The organism is Amycolatopsis sp. NPDC059235 (assembly GCF_042754125.1).
In the GTDB taxonomy this organism is placed as follows: Bacteria; Actinomycetota; Actinomycetes; order Mycobacteriales; family Pseudonocardiaceae; genus Amycolatopsis; species Amycolatopsis albidoflava.
Genome location: NZ_JBHZAG010000006.1, coordinates 148211 through 168721, shown reverse-complemented (window position 1 = coordinate 168721; position 20511 = coordinate 148211). Strand labels below are relative to the sequence as shown.

Here is a 20511-nt window from a genome sequence, read left to right as displayed (position 1 = left end):
GGCAGAACTTCAGGAGCCGGGGCCGGAGTAGATCTCCGCGGCGGGCGGGGCCTTGGCGGGGACGGGCTGGTCCCAGCCGGTGAACTCCATCGTGCCTTGCTTCGGGGACTCGTACCGCAGCAGGCGGTGCGAGCCGGCGGCCTCGAGGAAGATCGTCCTGCCGCCGTTCTCGTATCGCACAGCCGGAGTGCCCGCCACGTCGGCGGGTTCGCTCGCGGAGTAGCCGGGCTGGTCGAGGTCGTCGGCCATGGCGCCGACGAGGACGTCGCGATCCAGGAAGATCTTGACCCCCTCGCCCAACCCCTGGGCCATCGGCGAGTCCATGGACACCCACTTGTCGTCCAGCGGAGAGCGGGCCCCAGCGGGTCGCCCGGCGATCTTGGCCATCCCGCGGGTGAACTTGATCCAGAGCTTGTCGCCGACGCGGACCACCGGAATCTCCGCGCCGTCCTTCTCGATCGATCCGCTCGCGCTGTCCTTGTTGAGCTGCACGTCGAACTTCGTCGGGCCGTCGCTGCCTTTGACGTGGACAGCGGTCGATTTCTTCATCGCGGCCGAGACGGTGTCGCCGACCGTCGCGGCGTCCGGCGGCGCGTCGGCCGGCTTGACCGGCGAACTCGGGGCCGCGCTGGCCGGCGACTGGGCAGGAGTGCCGCCGGAGCTGGAACAAGCGGCGCACACGAGCGCGGCGGCGATGGCTCCGCAGCGCAGGAGGAAACGTTTGTGGAGCGGGCGAATCATGCGATTTCCGTTCGGGACGGGCTCGGGACACCCCCGGGCGCATCCGCTTATCGCCTGCTCCAGTCGTCCGTTACGGCTTGTCCGCCGCTGTCATGGATCCGTGATCCGGATCCACAGTGGACGAAGGCCTCGCGCTCCCGAGCGGCGCGGGAACGCGAGGGGAGTCCGATCAGGAGCCGGGGCCGGAGTAGATCTCCGCGGCGGGCGGCGCCTGGGCCGGGACGGGCTGGTCCCAGCCGCTGAACTCCATCGTGCCGTCCTTCGGGGACTCCATCCGCAGCAAGCGGTGCGGCGAGACGGCCTCGATGAAGATCGTCGTGTTGTCGTTCTGGTACCGAAGTGCCAGGGTGCCTGCCACTTCGGCGGGCTGGCCTGTCGAGAAGTCGGGCTGGTCGGTCTCGCTGGCCATGCCGCTGACGAAGACGTCGTAGTCCGTGACCAGCTTGAATGTCTCGCCGAGACCCTGGCCGAGCTGGGAGTCGAGCGAGACCCACTTGTTGTTCACCATCGCGGCGGCCGCGGCGGGCAGCTTGGCCTTCTTGGTCAGCGACTTGGTGAACTTCATCCAGACTTTGTCGCCGACGCGCAGCACGGGCACCTCGACGCCGTCCTGCTCGATCGAGCCGCTCACGCTGTCCTTGTTCATCTGCAGGTCGATCTTCATCTCGCCGCGGTTGTTGTTCGTGCCCTTGACGTGGACCGCGGTCGCTTTCTTCATCGCGGCCTTGATGGCCGCGGGGTCGAGCGGGTCGGCGGAGGGCGCGGCCGATGAGCTGGCGGCCGGGCTGGCGGCGGCGGGCGGCTGCGCGGCGTTTCCGCCGGAACCGGAGCCGGAGCAGGCGGTGCACGCGAGCGTGGCGGCGGCCGCGACGGTGCCGTAGCGCAGGAAGAGACGGTTCGAGACCGGGCGAATCATGCGATTTCCGTTCGGGACAGGCCCGGGACATCCCCGGGCGCATCCGCTTATCGCCTGGTCCAGCGGTCTGTTACGCCTCTGTCTGGCTCTGTATTGGATTCGTGACGCTTTTGTCCACAGTGGACGAAGGCCTCGCGCTCCCGAGCGGCGCGGGAGCGCGAGGGGAGTCCGATCAGGAGCCGGGGCCGGAGTAGATCTCCGCGGCGGGCGGGGCCTGGGCCGGGACGGGCTGGTCCCAGCCGCTGAACTCCATGGTGCCTTCCGACGGGGATTCGAGGCGCAGCAAGCGGTGCGAGCCGGCGGCCTCGAGGAAGATCGTCCGGGTGCCGTTCTTGTACCGCAGCGCCGGAGTGCCCGCGACGTCGGCGGGTTCGCCCGCGGAGTAGCCGGGCTTGGCGGCGTCGTCGGCCGTGGAGCCGACGAAGACGTCGTAGTCCAGGAACAGCTTGAACGCCTCGCCGAGACCCTGGCCGAGCTGGGAGTCGAGCGACACCCACTTGTCGTTCACCATCGCGGCGGCCTCGGCGGGCAGGCCGGCCTCCTTGGTCAGCGACTTGCTGAACCGCATCCAGACCTTGTCGCCGACGCGCCGCACCGGGACCTCGACGCCGTCCTTCTCGATCGAGCCGCTCACGCTGTCCTTGTTGAACTGCATGTCGACCTTCATCTTGCCGTCTTCGCTCTTCGAGCCCTTGACGTGGACCGCGGTCGACTTCTTCATCGCGGCCTTGACGGTTTCGCCGACGGTCGCGGCGTCGGGAGGGGCGGCGGCCGGCGCGGCCGAAGAGCTCGCGGCCGGGCTGGCGGCGGCGGGCGGCTGCGCGGCGTTTCCGCCGGAACCGGAGCCGGAGCAGGCGGTGCACGCGAGCGTGGCGGCGGCCGCGACGGTGCCGTAGCGCAGGAAGAGACGGTTCGAGACCGGGCGAATCATGCGATTTCCGTTCGGGACAGGCCCGGGACGCCCCCGGGCACATCCGCTTATCGCCCGATGCGGAGGTTCGTTACGGCTTGCCCGGTTTCGTCACATATCCGTGACTTCGGGGTCCACTGTGGACTATTCAGCCTCAGCTGGCGGCGCGGGTCGTCGCGTAACCGGGGTGCGGCAGCCGTTGCGGGCGGCCGTTCGGGTGGTACTCGAAGTGCCACCATTCGTTGTCGTACACGCGATACAGGCCGAACCGTCCACCGTGGACTTCGAGCCACTGCGCGCCTTCGTAAGGCCGCACGTCGAGCGCGACGCCTTGCACGTGCTGCGATTGCGCGGGCGGGAGCGTGAGGTGCAGGGCGAGTTCGTGCGAACCGGCGCGCTGCACTTCGGCGTGGAACAGGTCGGCCTGCGTGGCGGCGTCGCGGTGGCCGGACGTCAGGCCGAGCAGGATTCCGTGCTGCCACAAGGCTTCGGTGCGCGCCGCGGTGAACGCGGCGTGCGTGCCGGGCGTGAGCCCGGCGAGGTTTTCGGCCGGATAGCGGGCCCCCAGCGCCCACTGGCACGCGACGTGCCGCGCCCGGCCCCGCGCGACCACCCACGCGACGGGCACGAAAAGCACCGCGAGCACGTGGGTGATCACTCGGTAGATTCCGGTCACTGCAACGCCTTCACGACCGCGGCGGCGGCCTGCGCGATCAGTTTGTCGTCGGACTTCGCGTCCTTCCGCGGGCGGTCGGACAGCACGGCGAGCACGATCGGAGCCCGGTTCGGCGGCCATACCACGGCGATGTCGTTGCGCGTGGCGTAATCGGCGGATCCGGTCTTGTCCGCGACCTGCCAGTCCGCGGGCACGCCGGCGCGGATCACGTTCGCGCCGGTGGTGTTGGCGCGCATGATCTTGGTGAGCACGGCCTGCTTGTCCGCCGGGAGTCCCGAGTCGAGCGCGACGGCGCGCAGGTCCTTGGCCCAGACTCGCGGGGTGGTCGTGTCCCGGACGTCACCAGGGCTCGTCTCGTTGAGAGCGGGCTCGATGCGGTCCACGTGGGTGACCGTATCGCCCAGCCCGCGGACCTCCGCGGCCAGCCCGGCGGGACCGCCGATTTCGCGGAACATGAGGTTATCCGCAGTGTTGTCGCTGTAACGCAGCGCAGCGTCGAGGACGCTCAGTAACGACATTTGCTCCCCGATGTGCTTCTCCGTAATCGGGGAGTTGGGCACGAGATCGCTTTGCCGAATCGTGACCGTCCGGGTCAGATCGTCCCCGCGGTGCAGGATGGCTGCCGCGTTGAACACCTTGTGCGTTGATGCGTAGGCGAAGCGGTCGTCGGCGTGATAGGCGACCTCGCGGCCGTCGCCGGTGTCGATCGCGTAGACGCCGAGCCGGGCGTCGAAAGCCTTTTCCAGCGCGGCGAAATCCGGCTGGACGACGGTTTTGGCCGCGACCGGCGCGGCGGACTGCGCCGCGCTCGCCGGGGATTCCGGTGTTGCTGGTGTGGCACATGAGGCTAGCGCGACCAATGCGAACGTGGCCAGGGTCAGCCTGCGGAACACGGGGTTCTCCCTCCGAAGTCGATCAACTCCCCAGCAGCGTGCCCCCGGCCGGTTCATGCGGGCCAAGACACTTTTGTGCGAGATGATGCGAATCTGGCATAAGCTCTGGTCGTGGACTTGGTCGGCAGCTGCAAAGCGTTCGTGAGCGTGACCGAAGCGGGGAGCTTCACCGGCGGGGCGGCGGTCGCACAGATCCCGCAGCCGGTGGCGAGCCGCCGGATCGCCGCGCTCGAACGGCACCTGGGGGAGCGGCTGTTCGACCGGTCCACGCGGCGTGCGCAGCTCACGCCGTTCGGGCGGGACCTGCTTCCGTCGGCGCAACGCCTGGTCCGCCTCGCTGAGGCGATGGAACACGACGCTCAGCGCGCGCGTCGGCGGCCGTTGCGATTGGCGGTCCCGGACACGTCGACCACTCGCGACCTCGCCGAGCTCGAGGCGCAGGCGCGGACGGTCGAGGTGTTCCTGGAGTTTCGCGTCGCCGGGCCGGCTGAGCGGGCGGAACTGGTGCGGACGCAGGAAGTGCGGGCCGCGCTCGTCGCGGTGCCGCCGGAAGACGGGGTGTGGACGGTGCCGCTCGGGCTGGCCGGCGAGGCGGAGCCGGACGAAGCCGTGGTGTACCTGGAAACCCTGCGCGCGGGCCGGGCGGCCGGTGCGCGCCGCCGGGTGTGGGTGCAGCCGGAGGACGACGTGCCGCATGTTCGCGACCGGGTGTTCCGCGCGCGGGACGCGGCCGGGTTGCTGCCCGCGCAGGTCGAGGTCGCCGGGACGCTCACGACGGCCGCTGCGAGCGTGATCGGGTCGGCGGATCTGCTGCTGTGCTCGGCGGATCAGGCGCGGGAACTGGGATTGGCGTGGCGTCCGGCGGGCGGCGTCCGGCTGGCGCGCGGGTACGACGTGGCGGCCGGGCTGGGCGACGACGTCGACCGGGTGCGGACGCCGCTGCGCGCCGCGATCGCCCGCTGTCTCGGCGCGAGCCTTGCGGCAGACTGACGCGGTGAACACTGAGGCGCTGCTGGCGCGGCTGCGGGACGAACTCGACGAAGGCGGGCTGCGCGGCTCGTTCCTCGTCCGGGACCTCGGGTCCGGCCGCGAGATCGGGATCGAGCCCGACCTGGAGTTCGCGACCGCGTCGCTGGTCAAGGTCCCGCTCGTGGCGGTGACCCAGGACCGGATCCGGCGCGGCGAACTGGACGGCGCGCGGCAGGTGGAGATCGAACCCGACCGCATCGACACCGCGGGGCCGACCGGCCTGTCGCGCTTTCGCCATCCGGCGCGGGTCGCGGTGGCTGACCTGATGTACCTGGCTTCCTCGATCAGCGACAGCGCCGCGGCCGACGAACTGTTCGCTCTCACCTCGCCCGCGGAGGTCACGCGGACGGTGCGGGACTGGGGCATCGCCGGCATCTCGGTGCGGCATTCGGTGCGGGAGCTGAGCGATACGCCGGTGGAACGATTCGCCGCGGCCGACGTGCATCTGGCGCACTCGCTCGCGATCGGCGCGGTGACCGAGGGACAAGGGCATCCGGTGCGGCAACTGGATGTTTCGCGCGCGAGTTCGGGTTCGGCTCGCGCGTTCGCCGACCTGCTGACTGCATTGTGGACGCCGTCGAAGATTGACCCGGACGTGTCGGCGCGGGTGCGGGAACTGATGGGCGACAACCTGCTGCGGCAACGGCTGGCACCGGATTTCGCGTCGGATTCCGCGAAGTGGTCGTCGAAAACGGGGACTCTCTTGAACTTGCGGCACGAGATCGGGGTGGTGGAGCATGCGGACGGCCAGTCGTTCGCGGTCGCGGCGCTGACCGAATCCCGGGTGCCCGCGGCGATCCAGCCGGAAGCGGAGATCTTGATGGCGCGGGTCGCGCGGGCGTTGCGGGACCATTTGCGGGCTCGCGGATAAGCCGGTCCGGCCGGATCCGCCCTCGCGGCGAATCCGGCCGGCTCCGCCTCAGGCCAGGCCCAGCAGCGTGAGGATGAGAACGATTCCGTGCGTCTGCATTTCCGCGCACCTCCCTCCCGGATCCAGGCACGGAAAATCCCGGCCGCGAAACAGCGTGAATTCGCGGTTTTCCGGTTTTCCGTGATTCTCGGCGACCCGCCCGGAACGAGCGGCGTGCACCCAGAATGCGATCCGGGAAGGAGGGCGGACAAGGGGTTTCCTGTTTCCTCGGAAGCAGGAAACAGCAGTTCAGCGCAGGGTCGGATTCCCCCAGGCGAGTGCCGCGGGGCGCGTGGTCCCGGCGGCCGGTCCCGTCGGCGAGACCCCCGCGGCGGGGCGGCGGATCTCCAGTCGCAGCCGCCGGACGCCGGTGACGTCGAGTTCGGTGTGGCGCGGGCTGCCGAAAGCGGAATGGTCGAGGTGGCGGATTTCCCCGTCGAGCCGAATGCAGAACAGGCCGGTCTGGAAAGCCGCGTCTTCGGCGTCGTCGAGCACGCCGGCGACCGCGGTGAAATGCGCGTACGCGCCGCCGAGGTCGATTTCCGCGAACGCCCACGCTCCGGAAGTCGGTCCGGAGGTGCGGAAAACGACGCTGTGCTCGTAACTGATCCCGTCGATCCGCGCTGAGCCGGCCGTGATGTCGGCGCTCTTCTCGTGCCACGGCAGTTCGGTCGCCAGCACCGGTGCGGCCGCGGAATCCGTTGCGCCGCGCCAAATCCCGCGTACCGGGCGTTCGTTCTGGCTGCGTCCGGTGATCGCGGAGATCAGCCCGGCGACGCCGTCGTCGGTGAATTCCGGGACCCGGTAATGCGTGGTGGAATACGGGGTGAGAAACGCCGGGATGTCTTCGACGGAAGCGCCCGGCAGCACCACCGGCAGGATGCGGCTGGTCTCGCGCTCCAGGTCGCGGGTGAGCGCGTCGCGCATGATCCGCGCCTCGAACTGGGAGCCGCGGCCCTCGTCGAAGGGCGCCTCGCCGTCCGCGCGCCGCCGGTAGTTCGGGGAGGCGACCACCAGCACGAAATCGGCGGCGCGGATGTTCCGGATCGCCCAGGCCGACCAGTCGAGCCGGGAGGAGTCGTCCCATTGGTCCAGCCGGACGTCGAGGCCGATCCGGGCGCGGAGGAAGGTGGCGAAGGTCCCGACCTGCCGGTAGTGCTCGGCGGCGGTGTCGTGGGCGTAGCTGATGAAGATCCGGGGTGCGGCGGGGGCGGACATCGGGCTCCTCGAATTCCGGCGGCGGCGACCGGTCCAGTTTCGGTCCCGGTTCCGGACCCGGCGGGCGGGCGCGGGTTTTCGGCCACAAAGTGTCCAGAATCTGTCCCTTGTCGAGGCGGCCGCCAAAGGTATCGTCGGGGGCCGAGAGGTCGGATCGCCAGGACGCGGGAGTCGACGGGGAGCGCTGCCCAGGTGTACCACTACGACGTTTTCATCAGTTATCTGCGGACCGCGGATCCGATCGCCCGGTGGGTGCGCAACCATTTCCAGCCGCGGCTGCGCGAACTGCTCGACGGAAACCTCGACCGGGAGGTCCGGGTGTTCTTCGACGGTGCGGTCCGGGTCGGCGACCGCTGGCCGGACGAACTGCGCAACGCGTTGCAGCGCACCAGGATTCTCGTCCCGGTCGCGTCGGGGCAGTACTTCTACAACGAATGGTGCCTCGCCGAATGGGCGTCGATGGCGCATCGGGAGAAACTCGCCGGCGGCGACCGTCCGGCGACGCTGATCTATCCGGTGATCTACGCCGATTCGAAGAATTTCCCGCCGTTCGCGCATCAGCGCCGGTGGCAGAACCTGACCGACTGGAACCATCCGTACGAGCATTTCCAGGTTTCGCCCAAGTACATCGGTTTCCACGACAAAATGAACGAAATCGCCGCGGAGGTGGAGGAATTGATCAGCGCGGCTCCTCCGTGGCGGCCGGACTGGCCCGTGCTCACCCCGGCCCCGGACGACCCGCCGACCTCCCGCGTCCCGAAATTCTGAGCCGATGACCGGCACTGTGATCACGTTCTACTCGTTCAAGGGCGGCGTCGGCCGCAGTTTCGCGCTGGCCAACATCGCCGTGCTGCTCGCGCGCTGGGGCCATCGCGTGCTGTGCGTCGACTGGGACCTCGAAGCGCCCGGCCTGAGCGACTACTTCCGCCCGATGCTGGACCGCGAACCGGAGGGCGGCGTGGTCGACCTCGTGGCCGACTTCCGGGCCGGAACCGTCCGGCCGGACCGGCACATCCTCCGGCTGGCCGCGGGCGACAACTCGCCGGGCACCCTGGATTTCCTCGCCGCCGGGCGCGACAGCCTCGACTATCCCGCGCAGGTGCAGGGAATCGACTGGGAAAGCCTGTACGACGACCGCTTCGGCGCGTATCTCGAAAAGTGCCGGGAGCACTGGACCTCGAACTACGACTACGTTCTTCTCGACAGCCGCACCGGAATCTCCGACGTCGGCGGCATCTGCGCGGCGCACCTGCCGGACCGGCTCGTCGTCCTTTACACCGCGAACCGGCAAAGCGTCCGCGGCGCGGTCGACATCGCGAAACGGGCCAACGTCGCCCGCAACGCCCTGCCGTACGACCGTCCGCAGCTGCCGGTATTGCCAGTGCTCTCGCGATTCGACACGCGCGAGGAGTACGACCGGTCGGAGAAGTGGCGGAAGTTCTGCGTCGAGGAGACCGAAAGCCTGTTCGAACCCTGGCTCGACCAGGACGTCGCGCCGGAAACGATGGCCCGGCACCTGACCCTGCCGTACGTGTCGTATTGGACCTTCGGCGAGCAGCTTCCGGTGCTGCACGAGGAAAGCCCCGGCGCGGACCAGGTCGGCTTCGCGCTCGAAACGGTCGCCGCGGTGATCGCGCATTCCTTTGACCGCACCGAGTTGCTGGAGGAAAACCGCGACGCGTACGTGGCCGCGGTGCGCCCGCAGAAGGAGGATTTCGCCTACGACATCCAGGTGAGCATGCCGCGCTCGAACCTGACGGCGTCCCGGGCGGTGGCGGAAGAACTCGAGAAACTCGGGGTCCAGGTGGGGAAATCGCTGTCCGGAGACCGGTCGCGGCTCGGCCGGGCGGAAACCGAGGCGCAGCACCTGTGCCTGGTGATCGACGGCAAGGCGAGCCGCTGGCAATCCGCGGAGGCGGAACTGTTCCTGCACCGCACGCTGGGCCACGACCGCAAGCTGATCCTGGTGCTCACCGAGGGCACCGACCCCCGCGACCTGTCCGGCTATCTCGGCAGCGTGCGGTACCTGCGACTCGGCCCGGCGACCGGACCGGCGAAGGTCGCGCGCAGCCTCGCCGACGAGATCGGCGCGGGCCGCACACTGGTCGACACCGGCCAGTCCGATTTGGTTTCCCTTCTGCGGCAAGCGGTGCACGCCCGGCTGCGGCCGGGACTGTGGGACGTCGTCGACGATCTCGCCAGCGAAATGCTGGCCGCGGTCGGAGCCGGGGACAGCGTGCGCGCGCAGGAACTCGGCGCGGACCTCGCCGTGCTGCTGCGCCCGCGCCGCGACGACGACGGCGCGGTGCCGCCGCCGCAACGGGTCCGCAACGCCCTGGCGTGGGCCCAGCGAGTGCTCGACGTGCGGGTGAACGGCAGCTAGCCGCACCCGCGCGACCCCAGAACGCCCCGGCCGCGCCCGCGGCCGGGATGCCCCGAGGAAGGACGGCGGATGCACGAAAGACTGAGCCACAAGCAGTCCGCGGCGATGATCGCGCTGATGGTGCACGGCCGGGAGATGTCGAACCCGGAGCTGCGCAGGGATGCGGGCTTCGCGCTCGACGGAAGGGACCGGCTCAAGCTCAACGAACGCTACGTCAGCAGCAGGAAATCCGGCCGCGCGTTCGTGCACCAGCTCACCGACGACGGCTGGGAATGGTGCGAGCAGGAACTGGGCGCGCTGTCCCCGCCGCAACCGGTGCGGAGCACGCTGACCGTGGTGGCTTATCGGGCGCTGCACGGTTTTTTCGAGTACCTGCGGTTGCACCGGGTCTCGCTGAAGGAGGTGTTCGCGGGCAGCGATGCTCCGCAGGCGGCGGACTTGGAAGAACTGATCCGGACGGCGTACCGGAAACTCGCCCGCTCGCCCCGGGACTGGGTCGGCCTGGCGGATCTGCGGCCGTTGCTGGGCGACGCGGCGGTCGCCGAGGTCGACGCGGTGCTCAAGCAGCTCAGCCGTACCGGGCAGGCGCATCTGGTGCCCGAGTCCAACCGCAAGGCACTGACCGCCGAGGACAAGGAGGCGGCCGTGCGCATCGGCGGTGAGGACAATCATCTGCTCTCCATCGAGGCGTCATGATCGAACATCTAGCGGTTTTGGCCACGCTGCGCTTCGACTGGGCGGACACGCCTGACCACGTGTGGCGGGATTCGCCGTACCACGTCGACGGGCTGCATCCCGACGTGATGGCCGCGATCGACGTCGGCATCCGCGACGCCGCGGCGAGCGACGGGCCGAGCCCGATCGGGCTGGTCATGCAGGGCATGAAGGGGGTCGGCAAAACCCACCTGCTCGGCATGGTCCGGCGAGCGGCGCACCGGGCGGGCGGCTACTTCTTCCTCGACGATCTCACCGCGGGCGACGCGTTCTGGGAGGACACCGCCGACGCGTTGCGGCGAGGCCTGCTGCGCTCGGACGACTCGGGGGAGCCGCAGGTGCGCAGCTTCGTGCGCCGGGTGTGCGAACGCGGCGACGTGCCGTGGGAGAGCACTTCGGCGCTGGTCAGCGGACGCGGACTGAGCCGGTCGCACGTCGACGCGTTCCTGATGGGACTGCGGAAACTGGACCGGCAGGTCGCGGTCGAATGCGCGGACACCGCCCGCGCGCTGGTGCTGTACGCCGCCGAAGACCTGACGCAGAACGAGGTCGGCGACGATTACCTCGGCCGCTTCGAGGAATCGAAATCCGGGGCCCGGCGCAAGTGGGGGATCAGGGCGAAGCCGAAGTCCGCCTCGGACCAGGTGCACGACATCACCCGGCTGCTCGCGCTCACCGGGCCGGTGGTGATCGGCGTCGACCAGCTCGACACGTTGCTGGCCGTTTCCGATCTGCAGGCGAAGGAGGTCGGCCGCCGCGAGGACAACAACCTGCTCGTCGCCCAGATCGCCGACGGGCTGATGGAACTGCGCGAGATCACCCGGCGGACGCTCACCGTGCTCGCCTGCCTGCCCGCGACCTGGCAGCAGATCAAGGGGAAGGCCGCGGACACGGTGCCCGACCGGTTCCGGGAAACGCTCACGCTCGGCCGGGTGCTGGACGCCGAGGTGGGCAGGCAGCTGGTGGAACGGCGGCTGGGATTCGCTTACGCGGCAATGGATTTCACCCCGCCGCACCAGACCTGGCCAGTGGCGGCCTCGGCCTTCGACGGGCCGTGGGAGGAGAACACGCCGCGGGAGATCCTGAAGCGGATCGGCGCGCACATCGACGCCTGCGTGCGCGCGGAACGCGTGCAGGAACTGACGACGTTCAATCCGGACACGCCCTCGGTGCTGCCCGCGCGCCCGGAACCGAAACCCGACCGCTTCGCCGAACTCGACGACTGGTTCGACCAGCTCCGCGCGGACGCGGATCCGTCGGCGCTGCTCGACCACAAGGTCGAGGACGAGGTGATGCCCCGGCTGCTGTCGGCCGCGCTGCGCGGCTGGATCACCGAGGTCGGCGACGACGAAATGGAGTGGGACACCCGCGTCAGCGAGGACGAACTCCACGCCTGGCTCACCCACACCCTCGACGAGGCCTCGGATCTCGAAGAACACTGGGCGTTCCGCGCGATCTCGGCGAAGAACCCGATCGCCGTGCTGAGCCGCTTCCGGAAGGCCCGGTCGGCGGCGGGATTGCGGGCGGGCGCGGGGAACCGGCATCTGGTGCTGATCCGGAACTCCTCGTGGTCCAAAGGAGAAAAAACCCAGGCCGAGCTGCGAGCGTTCGAAGCCGCGGGCGGGAAGCGGCTCAAGATGTCCGAAGCGGACGTCCGGACCTTCTGGGCGCTGGACGAGATGTTCGTCAAGGGCGGCCCGGACGTCCACGAGTGGCTCATCGACCGCAGGCCCGCCCGGCGTTCCCAGCTGCTGTCCGGAGTTCTGCCCGACGCCGCACGTCCCGACGGCACCGGGCAGGCGACCCGAACACCGGAAGCCCCACGACCCGCAGCTCAGCGGCCGAACCCGGCACCCCAGCCCGCGGCCCAGCGGCCGGCAAACTCAGCACCCCAACCGTCCCTCTTCGCCCAGCCTGCTCCCTCACCAGCACAAACCCCGCGATCCCACCGCACTGGCAGCGCACAGGCCCCTCGCTCCGACGGAACCCACCCGCCTCCGGACGGCACCCTCACCCTCGGCACCGAAACCGGCTCCGGCAAGCCGATTCGCATCGAGCTCTCCGCCCTCCGCAAGCACGCCGCCGTCTTCGCCGGTTCCGGGTCGGGAAAAACCGTGCTCCTGCGCCGGATCATCGAGGAATGCGCCCTGCTCGGTGTCTCGTCCATCGTGCTGGACCCCAACAACGACCTCGCCCGCCTCGGCGACGCCTGGCCGAGCCCGCCGAGCGGCTGGGGACCCGAAGACGCCCAGCTGGCCGAGCGCTACCTCGAAGGCACCGACGTCGTCGTCTGGACGCCGGGCCGCGCCACCGGGCGTCCGCTGGGGTTCGAGCCGCTGCCGGACTTCGCCGGGGTGCTCGACGACGAGGACGAGTTCTCCGCAGCAGTAGAGGTGGCCGTAGCGGCCCTCGCGCCGCAAGCACGCCTCACCGGCAGCACCGCGAAGGCCGACATCGGCTTGGCCGTGCTGCGGCAGACGATCGTGCACCACGCCCGCACCGGGTCGCGAAGCCTGCCGGAGCTGATCGACATCCTCGGAGATCTTCCCGAGGGCGTCACGAATCTCAACGGCGGCCGAAAAATCGCCGCCGAAGTCGCGGAGCTGCTCAAGGCCGCGATGGTGAACGACCCGCTGTTCGCCGGAACCGGAACACCAGTGGATCCGGCATTGCTGCTCACTCCGGCGGAGGGCAAACGTGCTCGGATATCGGTGATCAGCTTCGCCGGGCTGCCGTCCGAAGCGCAGCGGCAGAGTTTCGTGAACCAGTTGCAGATGGAGCTGTTCGCGTGGATCAAGCGGAATCCGGCGGGGGACCGGCCGCTGGGCGCGCTGTTCGTGATGGACGAGGCGCAGACGCTCGCGGCGTCGGGTTCGCTCACCGCGAGCACGCGCAGCACGATCGTGCTGGCCGCGCAGGCCCGGAAGTACGGGCTGGGGCTGCTGTTCGCGACGCAGGCGCCGAAAGGCCTGCACAACCAGATCGCCGGCAACGCGATGACGCAGTTCTTCGGGCGGCTCAACAGCCCGGCGCAGATCGCCGCGGCGAACGAGATGGCGCGGGCGAAAGGGAGCCCGGTGGCGGACATCTCGCGGCTGGAACGGGCCCAGTTCTACGTGTCCGGCGAGGCGTTCGGGTTCCGGCGGGTGTCGACGCCGCTCTGCCTGAGCCACCACCCGGCGAGCCCGCTGCGTCTCGAGGAGGTGCTCGCGCGGGCCAGGACGGGGGAGGGAAAAGGGGAGGGATGAGGAAAGCGGCCCGGACCCGGGGATCCGTCCGGGTCCGGGCCGCCTCCGGATCAGACGCCCGCGACCGACTGGATCCAGTCGCGGTACTGGGTGACGTTGATGTAGGCGGTGTAGGACTGGCGGTCGCTGGTGGAGGCGACGCCGACCTGCTTGCCGTTCGCGTACATCGGGCCGCCGGAGTCGCCGCCGGCCGTGATGCCGTCGCCGCGGTTCGCGCACACCGACACGCCCGCCGCGCCGTCCGGGCAGTTGACCGAGGTGACCGAGACGTTCGCCACCTTCAGCACCTGCGACTGGCAGTTGATCTCGGGCTGGTCGGTGCAGGTCGCGCCCCAGCCGTAGACCTGCGCGGTGTCGCCGACGTTGACGTCGCTCGCGGTGCCGAGCGGCGCGTACTCGGTCTGCACCTTCTGGTCGATCTGGACCAGCGAGATGTCGGCGTCGGGGGAGTCGTGCACCGACGTCGCGGAGACCTCGGTGCCCTGGGTCTGGTCCAGGCTGCCGACGTGGAAGGTGATCTGCTTGCCGCCCGCGCCCTGGGTGCAGTGGCGGGCGGTGAGGATCCAGTCGGGCGCGACGATCGTGGCGGAACAGAGTTCCTGGCCGCCGGCGAACATGCGGGCGGCGGAGTGCAGGGAGTCGGCGGTGCTGCCGTCGATGATGGCGGGCTGGGCGGGAGCGGCCGCGGCCGGGGAGGCCGCGGCGACGGCGGCGAAGGCCAGGCCGGACAGGACTGCGGCGGTACGCGCGATTCGCACGGGTGATCATCTCCGGTGGGTACGGGGAGTGAGTGGTCAGGTACTGACCCACCGTCGTGAATGTCGGTAAATGACGGAACCCGCCGAAGGTCGGGCTGACACAGTTCCCGACTTTCGTCGTAGGACAAGCGGAGCAGCCCCCGTTCGCGGTGTGCGGAGGCGGACTGTGAGCGCGGTCACCGTGCCCCGAGGTCCAGAATGGTGTCGGGTGGACGAGCGGGCGCGACGGGCCCCGCCTGGACAGGGAGCGCAGCACGAGGATGGAAGCCGGCTCACAGGGATCGGCACGGCTGAAGTCGTCGTACCGCTACGACGACCTCGACGTGCTCACGCTGCTGCTGGCGGGGGAACTCGACGCCGGCACCGCGCTGGTGGTGGTGCGCGCGGTGACGTTCGCGCTGGCTAAGCGCCCGATGGCGCTGGTGCTGGACCTGACCGGGCTGACCCAGCTGAGCGACGCGGGCGTCCACGTCCTGCGGGCCGCGCAGGACCGCGCGGCCGCCGAGGGCGTGGTGCTGCGGCTGCTCGCGCACCCGTCCGGAGAGGCGGGCCGTCGGCTCGCCGAAACCGGCATGACCGGGGTGTTCGACATCTATCCGGACCGCACCGCGGTCCGCGTCGAGACCGACCGGATCGCGTTCCTGCGCCGGATGAAACGGCGCCTCGACGCGGGCTGAGCCGGTCCGGAGCCGGGCGTTTCGGGTCCGGCCGAAGCGCCGAGGTGGCCCGAGCGGGTGAACTTCCCGGACTTTTTTCGCGAGTGGTCCATACCAGTGCGGCGATGTTGCGAGTTCACGCGAGCAACGCTTCGGCGAGCCCCTGCTCCTGGATCGACTCGCGCAGCTTCGCGAGCGCGCGGCATTGCGTCACCCGGACGTTGCCCGGCGAGATCCCCAGCGCCTTCGCCGTTTCGGCCGACGTGAGGCCGACGACCACGCGCAGCGTCAGGATTTCCTGTTGCAGCTTCGGCATCCCGGCCAGCAGCCTGCCCAGCGACGCGCCGAGGTCGGCGGTCAGCGTGTGCGATTCCGGGCCCTCGCGCAGATCCGGGTTCTCCGGCACGTCGGACACCGGCCGCGAACGGTCCCGCGACACCGCGCGGAAAGCGTCGGCCACCTTGTTCGCCGCGATCGCGCGCACCAGGTGCAGGAACGATCCGCCGCGGTCCTCGTAGCCGGCGACCGCCTGCAGGACCGCGATGCACACTTCCTGCGCGACGTCGTCGGCCGACAGGTACGACAGGTCGCGTCCGCCGATGCGGGCCCGGCAGTAGCGCGCGATCACCGGTTTCAGCAGCGCCAGCAGTTCCGGAGCCGCGCCGGGGACGCCGTCGCGGGCCGCGCGGACCACGGTCTCCAGGCGTTCGGCCAGCCCGGACGGGCGCGGCAGCGCGGCGAGCGGGACGTAGCCTTCGACCGGTTCGGGCACGGTGGCGGTGGGCATAGGGGTCGGTCCTTTCGTACGGGCGGCCGCGGTGGTCTCGCCCGCTCGATCCGGGAGTCGGCGGCCTGGCCCCCGATGTTGCGCATGCGCAGGTGTTGTCCAGCTTCTGTCCGTTGCGCGGCAACGAGTTTCGCCTGGACCTGGACAGATCTTGGACAGCTTCGCCCCGCCGGTAGCGCGTCCGGGCGCGGCGGCGATCCCGGTGCGGTCGGAGAGTTGTCCCGATCGGGAAGGGGAATCGCGATGATCACGCACTGACCGAGGCCGCGCGGGCCCGGCCGGCGAGGTTCAGCCGGCCGGGTTCCACCGGATGCCGTAGGCGAAACCGGGCGCGAGGTGGTCGAACCGCAGGTGCACCTCGCCCGAGCCGTCCGGGCTCACCACGGCGCCGCGTGCGCCCGGATCGCGTGCGTCGTCCTGGAACACGCGGTCCAGCCGCACGATTTCGGTCGGCGGCGCGGCCGGGAAGCGCACGTGCAGGTCGAATCGGTCGACGGGATGCCGCGGCACGCACACGTAGTGCGGATGCCGGAATTCCGCGCGGAACCGCAGCGCGAGGTCGTGCGTTTTCCCGCGCGGCAGCGGATCGGCCAGCTGCAGCGCCAGGCCGACCCGGTCGTTCGACTCCATCGCGCGGCGCACGAGCGTGCCGCCGTGGAAGACGTCGACGTCCAGATCGCTTTCCCGCACCGGCCCGGCGGTCGCGGACGTGGTGGTGAGCGTGAGCGCGAGGTCCAGTTCGGCGATCTCGTCGGCGTCGGCGACGATCCGGCGGAACTCGAACACCTCCGGCCGATCCTGGTCGAGGGCGAGGGACACGCGCAGCAGTTCGGTGTGCCAGCTGCCGTCGGGCGCGGGCCTCGCGCCGCCCTCGCGCGGACCGGCGAGCGCGAGGTGCGCCACGTGCTCGATCCCCTCGTCGATGCGCCGCCGGATCGTGCGGTCGTCGCGGTCCAGTTCCCGCGCCGCCCAGTGCACCCGCTCCTGGTAGAACGGCTTGCGCGCCGGTTCGTGCATCGCGAACGCGGCGAGCACGGCGATCCGGAGGTCGTCCGGGAGCGTCTTGGCCAGCGGCTCCAGCACGTGCGCGAGGCGGTCGCGGATCTCGACGTTTTCCGCGTTGTCGGGAATCCCGCACACCTCGCGCAGGACCGGGCCGACCCGAATCCCGAGCGGAGTGGTGAATACGCCGCGCCCCTTCCGGAGAACTTTCAATTCCGCGACCAAGTCCGCCGCGTTCGGTTCCACCCGTTCCTCCCTCGCGTCTCCCCGCCCGCAGCCACTGTTCCGCAATGCGGCCGGGGATGTCCAGCCTTGCCCGGCATCGGCGCACGGACTGTGACCGGAATGATTTCCCATTCCCGCGTCCGGCTGGTGCGGACGGGTTTATCCGCGCCGGAAATTCGCTCGGATGGCGCCTTCCCGAAACGGCGGGTGACTGCTCCCTATTGGCGGCGGGCGGTTCGTCCGCGCTGCTGGCGGACGGTCAGCCGGCGCGGCTTTCGATCTCGTAAGCTGCGCCCGCGGGCGCCTTGGGGCTACTGTGCTGGCTGGCTCCCGGTTCGCCGAAGCTGAATATGCCCTTTCGCCCCAGTCCCCGGCGGCCGGGCTTGCCCGGGGTAATGCGCGCCGGTGTCGCCTCTTGTTCCCCGTTCACGCGATTAAGGCGGAAACGGGAAACTCCTTCCCCGATTGCCGCGCGGTCCCGCATTCTCGGGACAAGCCGCCGATCAGGCGGGCGGAAATCCGTTGAAGGAGCTGCCGTGAAGGTCATCTGTTCGTTTTCTCTGCTGGTGCGGGCGGCGTTGTGGCTGGCCGGGGTCGCGCTCGTGTCCGGGGTCGCGCTCGGCCATCCGGGCGGGCCCGCGCCGACCGTGCCGCCGGTCTCGGCGCGGACCGCGCCGTGACGAAACCACGGCCCGGCGTCTGCCGGATCGTCATACTGGGAGCGAGAAGAGGGTGGAGGCGGATGACAGCGCGCGCGACGTTCGGGGCGGAACTGCGGCGGCTGCGCACTTCGGCCGGGCTGTCGCTCACTGATCTGGCCGGACGGGTGCATTACAGCAAGGGCTACTTGAGCAAAGTCGAAACCGGTCTTGCTTCTCCGAATTTCGCACTCGCGGCCTTATGCGAATCAGAATTCGGCACCCCCGGAGCCCTCACTGCACTAGTTCCCGCGGAAACCGGGAAACGCCGGACCCGGCCGGACGTCCGCCCGTCCGGCCTTCCCCCGGTGACCGCCGACTTCGCCGGCCGCGACCCCGAATCCCGAGCCGTACGCGAGATCCTCGAGTCCGACGGCGGCGTCTGCGTGATTTCGGGGATGGGCGGGGCGGGGAAAACGGCGCTGGCGGTGCGATGCGCGTACCGGCACGAAGCGTCCTTCGCCGACGGAAGCCTCTTCCTGGATCTGCGCGGCACCTCCGACGATCCGGTCACGCCCGCCGAGGCGCACGACCGTCTGCTGCGGATCCTGGAGGTGCCCGCGGAACGGATCCCGGCCGATCCCGACGACCGTGCCGCGCTCTTCCGGACCTGCTTGCGCGGCCGGAGTTTCCTGCTGGTGCTGGACAACGCGGGCAGCACCGGGCAAGTGCGCCCGCTGCTGCCCGCCGAACCGAAATGCCGCGTCGTGATCACCAGCCGCTCCCGCCTGCCCGCATTGGACGAAGCCAAGCACGTTTCGCTGGGCGTCCTCCCCTCCGCCTCCGCCGCTGAACTGGTCACGGCTTTGACCGGCGCGACCCCGGGCGCCGCCCTGCGGATCGCCGACCGCTGCGGCCGTCTCCCGCTGGCCATCCGGATCGCCGCCGCTCGCCTGCGCGCCCACCCGGCGTGGGACGTCGCGGAACTGGAGCGCCGCCTTGCCGACGAGACCCGCCGGCTGGGCGAACTGGACGACGGCGAACGAAGCCTGGCCGCCGCGTTCCGATTGTCGGTGCGCCAACTGGACCAGCCGGAAGCGCGGCTGTTCGGCCTGCTCGCCCTGCACCCCGGCCCGGACTTCGACGTCACGGCCGCGCAGGCGCTGGGCTCATTGGATTCGGTGGAGGCAGAACGCCTGCTGGATCGCCTGCACCAGGCGTACCTGCTCACCCAGCCGGAACTGGGCCGGTTCGGTTTCCACGACCTGGTCAGGGTTTTCGCCGCCTCCCGAGCGTCCGACGAGGACGCTTTCCGCCGCCTGGCCGATTTCTCCGTCGCCACCGCGGAACGCGCCGACCGGGCGATGAGCGGCCCGCGGTACCGCCCGGAGGTGGTCTATCCGCCGGGCCTGCCGGAGGTCGAGTTCCCGGACCAGGACAGCGCGATCGCCTGGTTCCGCGCGGAATGGCCCACCCTGGTCGCGCTCTGCCGCCGGACGGGGGAGACCGACCGATGCTGGCAACTGGCGTTCTTCCTGCGCGGTTTCTTCTACCTGACCAAATTGTGGGATCCGTGGATCGCGACGCACCGCTGGGCGCGCGCCGCCGCCGAGGCCGTCGGCAACCGCTGGGCCGCGGCCACGACCACCGCGAACCTGGGCATCGCTTACGTCGACCGCGGCGATCTGGACGAGGCTTCCCGTTGCTACAGCCAGGCTTTGGCCGAGTACCGGCAAATCGGCGACCGGCACGGCGAAGCGACCGCGCTGGCGCACTCCGCCTGGGCGGAGCACTACCGAGGCAACCACGAACAGGCCTTGCGGGACTTGCGCTCCGCGGCCGATTTCTACGACCTGACCGGCAATCGACGCAGCGGCGCCATCACGATGCGAGGTGTCGCGCTGGTCCTGACAGCCTTGGGACGTCCGGCCGAAGCTGCTCAAGCGGTCGAGGAAACCTTGGCAGTGTTCGAAGAACTGGGGCTGGAACTGGATGTCGTGATGGGATTGAACTGCCTCGGTTGGGCGCGGTTCCGCCTCGGGGACCACCCCGGCGCCGAGTCGTCCTACCGGGAAGCCGCGGCTCGCGCGGAATCCTGCGGGAGCACCCATGAAGCCGCGCGGGCCTACCTGGGTTTGGGAAATGTCGCTGCGGCGCAAGGGATCGAGGGAGAGGCTGCCTCGCTGTGGGAACGAGCCGAGGCCGCGCACCCCGACCTGGACCCGGTGACCGTGGGCGAGGCGGCCGCGCGCGCTGAATACCCCCGCAGCGCGTGAGCTTCCCGGACGGCGGGTTCCTCCGACGATGGCTGACGACCGGCCAGGGCCAGACCACGACGTCGGCGGCCCAGGGTGCGTCGGGTCGAGGTGGGGGAAAGCAGACGGTCGTCGACCTGCGGGCAGTGGTCGAATCCGGGCTTCGGCCGCGGACATGTCCCGCTCGGTTCGCCGCCGGGTGGTCACCAGGACGGAACAGATGACCGGGCTGGAGGCGGTGGAGGTGAACATCGCGGTGACTGACCTGCACTGGCCGGAGGACAAGGGAGAGGGCGCGGCGGAGTCCAGGCGGTCGCGCGGCCTGCGGCTGACGGTGCCGCCCGTGGTCGGCCGGGGCTAGTTAGAGGGACGAGCGTTCAGGTTGTGGCGGCTGAATGCGGCTGCGCCGGTCGGGGCGGCGGCTGTCCCTCCGGTTGGAGGTGGGGCGTTTCGGTTGTGGAGCGGGAACGGGGCGGACTTCGCGCCTGCGGTGTGCTGCTGATGCTTGGCGGGGAGGTGCTCGGGAGGTAGTTCCGGAGACGAGCGTTCAGG

19 protein-coding genes are annotated in these 20511 nt (G+C 70.2%); 10 read left to right on the top strand and 9 right to left on the bottom strand.

The window, feature by feature from the left end; all coding sequences use genetic code 11:
* Positions 1-9: 9 nt before the first annotated feature.
* The 5 genes from ACFXI3_RS06545 to bla all read right to left on the bottom strand — a co-directional run bounded on the left by ACFXI3_RS06545 (position 10) and on the right by bla (position 4136).
* Positions 10-741, bottom strand: coding sequence for a hypothetical protein (locus tag ACFXI3_RS06545; protein ID WP_378398435.1), 732 nt, complete (start codon positions 739-741; stop codon positions 10-12).
* A gap of 169 nt (positions 742-910) precedes the next feature.
* Positions 911-1657: a hypothetical protein gene (locus tag ACFXI3_RS06540; RefSeq protein ID WP_378398433.1), complete on the bottom strand. Its 747-nt coding sequence runs from the start codon at positions 1655-1657 to the stop codon at positions 911-913.
* Between the two features lie 172 nt (positions 1658-1829).
* Entirely contained in the window at positions 1830-2588 is a 759-nt protein-coding gene (locus ACFXI3_RS06535) for a hypothetical protein (protein ID WP_378398431.1), read from the bottom strand.
* Between the two features lie 133 nt (positions 2589-2721).
* Entirely contained in the window at positions 2722-3243 is a 522-nt protein-coding gene (locus ACFXI3_RS06530) for a D-alanyl-D-alanine carboxypeptidase (protein WP_344279404.1), read from the bottom strand.
* A complete protein-coding gene (gene bla / locus ACFXI3_RS06525) occupies positions 3240-4136 on the bottom strand; it encodes a class A beta-lactamase (RefSeq protein ID WP_378398429.1) in 897 nt (298 codons plus the stop codon). Before bla ends, ACFXI3_RS06530 begins: the two co-directional genes overlap by 4 nt.
* A 111-nt stretch (positions 4137-4247) precedes the next feature.
* On the opposite strand from bla, the gene ACFXI3_RS06520 reads away from it, so the two are divergent.
* Together ACFXI3_RS06520 and ACFXI3_RS06515 are read left to right on the top strand one after the other, a co-directional pair.
* Positions 4248-5126, top strand: coding sequence for a LysR family transcriptional regulator (locus ACFXI3_RS06520; protein ID WP_378398427.1), 879 nt, complete (start codon positions 4248-4250; stop codon positions 5124-5126).
* Positions 5127-5130: 4 nt separating this feature from the next.
* A complete protein-coding gene (locus ACFXI3_RS06515; RefSeq protein ID WP_344279412.1) occupies positions 5131-6036 on the top strand; it encodes a serine hydrolase in 906 nt (301 codons plus the stop codon).
* 288 nt (positions 6037-6324) lie between these two features.
* On the opposite strand, the gene ACFXI3_RS06510 is transcribed toward ACFXI3_RS06515, so the two are convergent.
* The gene (locus ACFXI3_RS06510; RefSeq protein ID WP_378398426.1) at positions 6325-7293 is read right to left on the bottom strand and encodes an SEFIR domain-containing protein; all 969 of its coding nucleotides are present in this window, start codon (positions 7291-7293) and stop codon (positions 6325-6327) included.
* 192 nt (positions 7294-7485) lie between these two features.
* On the opposite strand from ACFXI3_RS06510, the gene ACFXI3_RS06505 reads away from it, so the two are divergent.
* The 4 genes from ACFXI3_RS06505 to ACFXI3_RS06490 all read left to right on the top strand — a co-directional run bounded on the left by ACFXI3_RS06505 (position 7486) and on the right by ACFXI3_RS06490 (position 13638).
* The gene (locus ACFXI3_RS06505) at positions 7486-8061 is read left to right on the top strand and encodes a TIR domain-containing protein (protein ID WP_378398424.1); all 576 of its coding nucleotides are present in this window, start codon (positions 7486-7488) and stop codon (positions 8059-8061) included.
* A 4-nt stretch (positions 8062-8065) separates the two neighbouring features.
* Positions 8066-9676: a KGGVGR-motif variant AAA ATPase gene (locus ACFXI3_RS06500; protein ID WP_378398422.1), complete on the top strand. Its 1611-nt coding sequence runs from the start codon at positions 8066-8068 to the stop codon at positions 9674-9676.
* Positions 9677-9745: 69 nt separating this feature from the next.
* Positions 9746-10372, top strand: coding sequence for a hypothetical protein (locus ACFXI3_RS06495; protein WP_378398421.1), 627 nt, complete (start codon positions 9746-9748; stop codon positions 10370-10372).
* Complete coding sequence (locus ACFXI3_RS06490) at positions 10369-13638, top strand: helicase HerA domain-containing protein (RefSeq protein ID WP_378398419.1); 3270 nt, start codon at positions 10369-10371, stop codon at positions 13636-13638. The genes ACFXI3_RS06495 and ACFXI3_RS06490 overlap by 4 nt, the downstream gene beginning before the upstream one ends.
* Before the next feature lie 50 nt (positions 13639-13688).
* On the opposite strand, the gene ACFXI3_RS06485 is transcribed toward ACFXI3_RS06490, so the two are convergent.
* Entirely contained in the window at positions 13689-14396 is a 708-nt protein-coding gene (locus ACFXI3_RS06485; protein ID WP_344279430.1) for a trypsin-like serine protease, read from the bottom strand.
* 260 nt (positions 14397-14656) lie between these two features.
* Between ACFXI3_RS06485 and ACFXI3_RS06480 the strand changes: the two genes are divergently transcribed.
* A complete protein-coding gene (locus ACFXI3_RS06480; protein ID WP_344279432.1) occupies positions 14657-15073 on the top strand; it encodes an STAS domain-containing protein in 417 nt (138 codons plus the stop codon).
* A gap of 115 nt (positions 15074-15188) precedes the next feature.
* Here the strand turns inward: ACFXI3_RS06480 and shbA are convergent, their stop codons facing one another.
* Both shbA and ACFXI3_RS06470 read right to left on the bottom strand, forming a co-directional pair.
* Positions 15189-15839, bottom strand: coding sequence for an RNA polymerase sigma factor ShbA (gene shbA, locus ACFXI3_RS06475; protein ID WP_344279435.1), 651 nt, complete (start codon positions 15837-15839; stop codon positions 15189-15191).
* A gap of 288 nt (positions 15840-16127) precedes the next feature.
* Positions 16128-17087 carry a hypothetical protein gene (locus tag ACFXI3_RS06470; protein WP_344279438.1) on the bottom strand — a complete coding sequence of 320 codons (960 nt, stop codon included), beginning with the start codon at positions 17085-17087 and terminating at the stop codon, positions 16128-16130.
* A 515-nt stretch (positions 17088-17602) separates the two neighbouring features.
* Here ACFXI3_RS06470 and ACFXI3_RS06465 point away from each other — a divergent pair.
* From ACFXI3_RS06465 to ACFXI3_RS06455, 3 genes are all read left to right on the top strand, one after another.
* A complete protein-coding gene (locus ACFXI3_RS06465; RefSeq protein WP_344279441.1) occupies positions 17603-17746 on the top strand; it encodes a hypothetical protein in 144 nt (47 codons plus the stop codon).
* Between the two features lie 62 nt (positions 17747-17808).
* On the top strand, positions 17809-19980 hold the full coding sequence (locus ACFXI3_RS06460; RefSeq protein ID WP_378398416.1) for a tetratricopeptide repeat protein: 2172 nt from the start codon (positions 17809-17811) through the stop codon (positions 19978-19980).
* Between the two features lie 199 nt (positions 19981-20179).
* Positions 20180-20320, top strand: coding sequence for a hypothetical protein (locus tag ACFXI3_RS06455; RefSeq protein WP_378398414.1), 141 nt, complete (start codon positions 20180-20182; stop codon positions 20318-20320).
* The last annotated feature ends 191 nt before the right edge of the window (positions 20321-20511 follow it).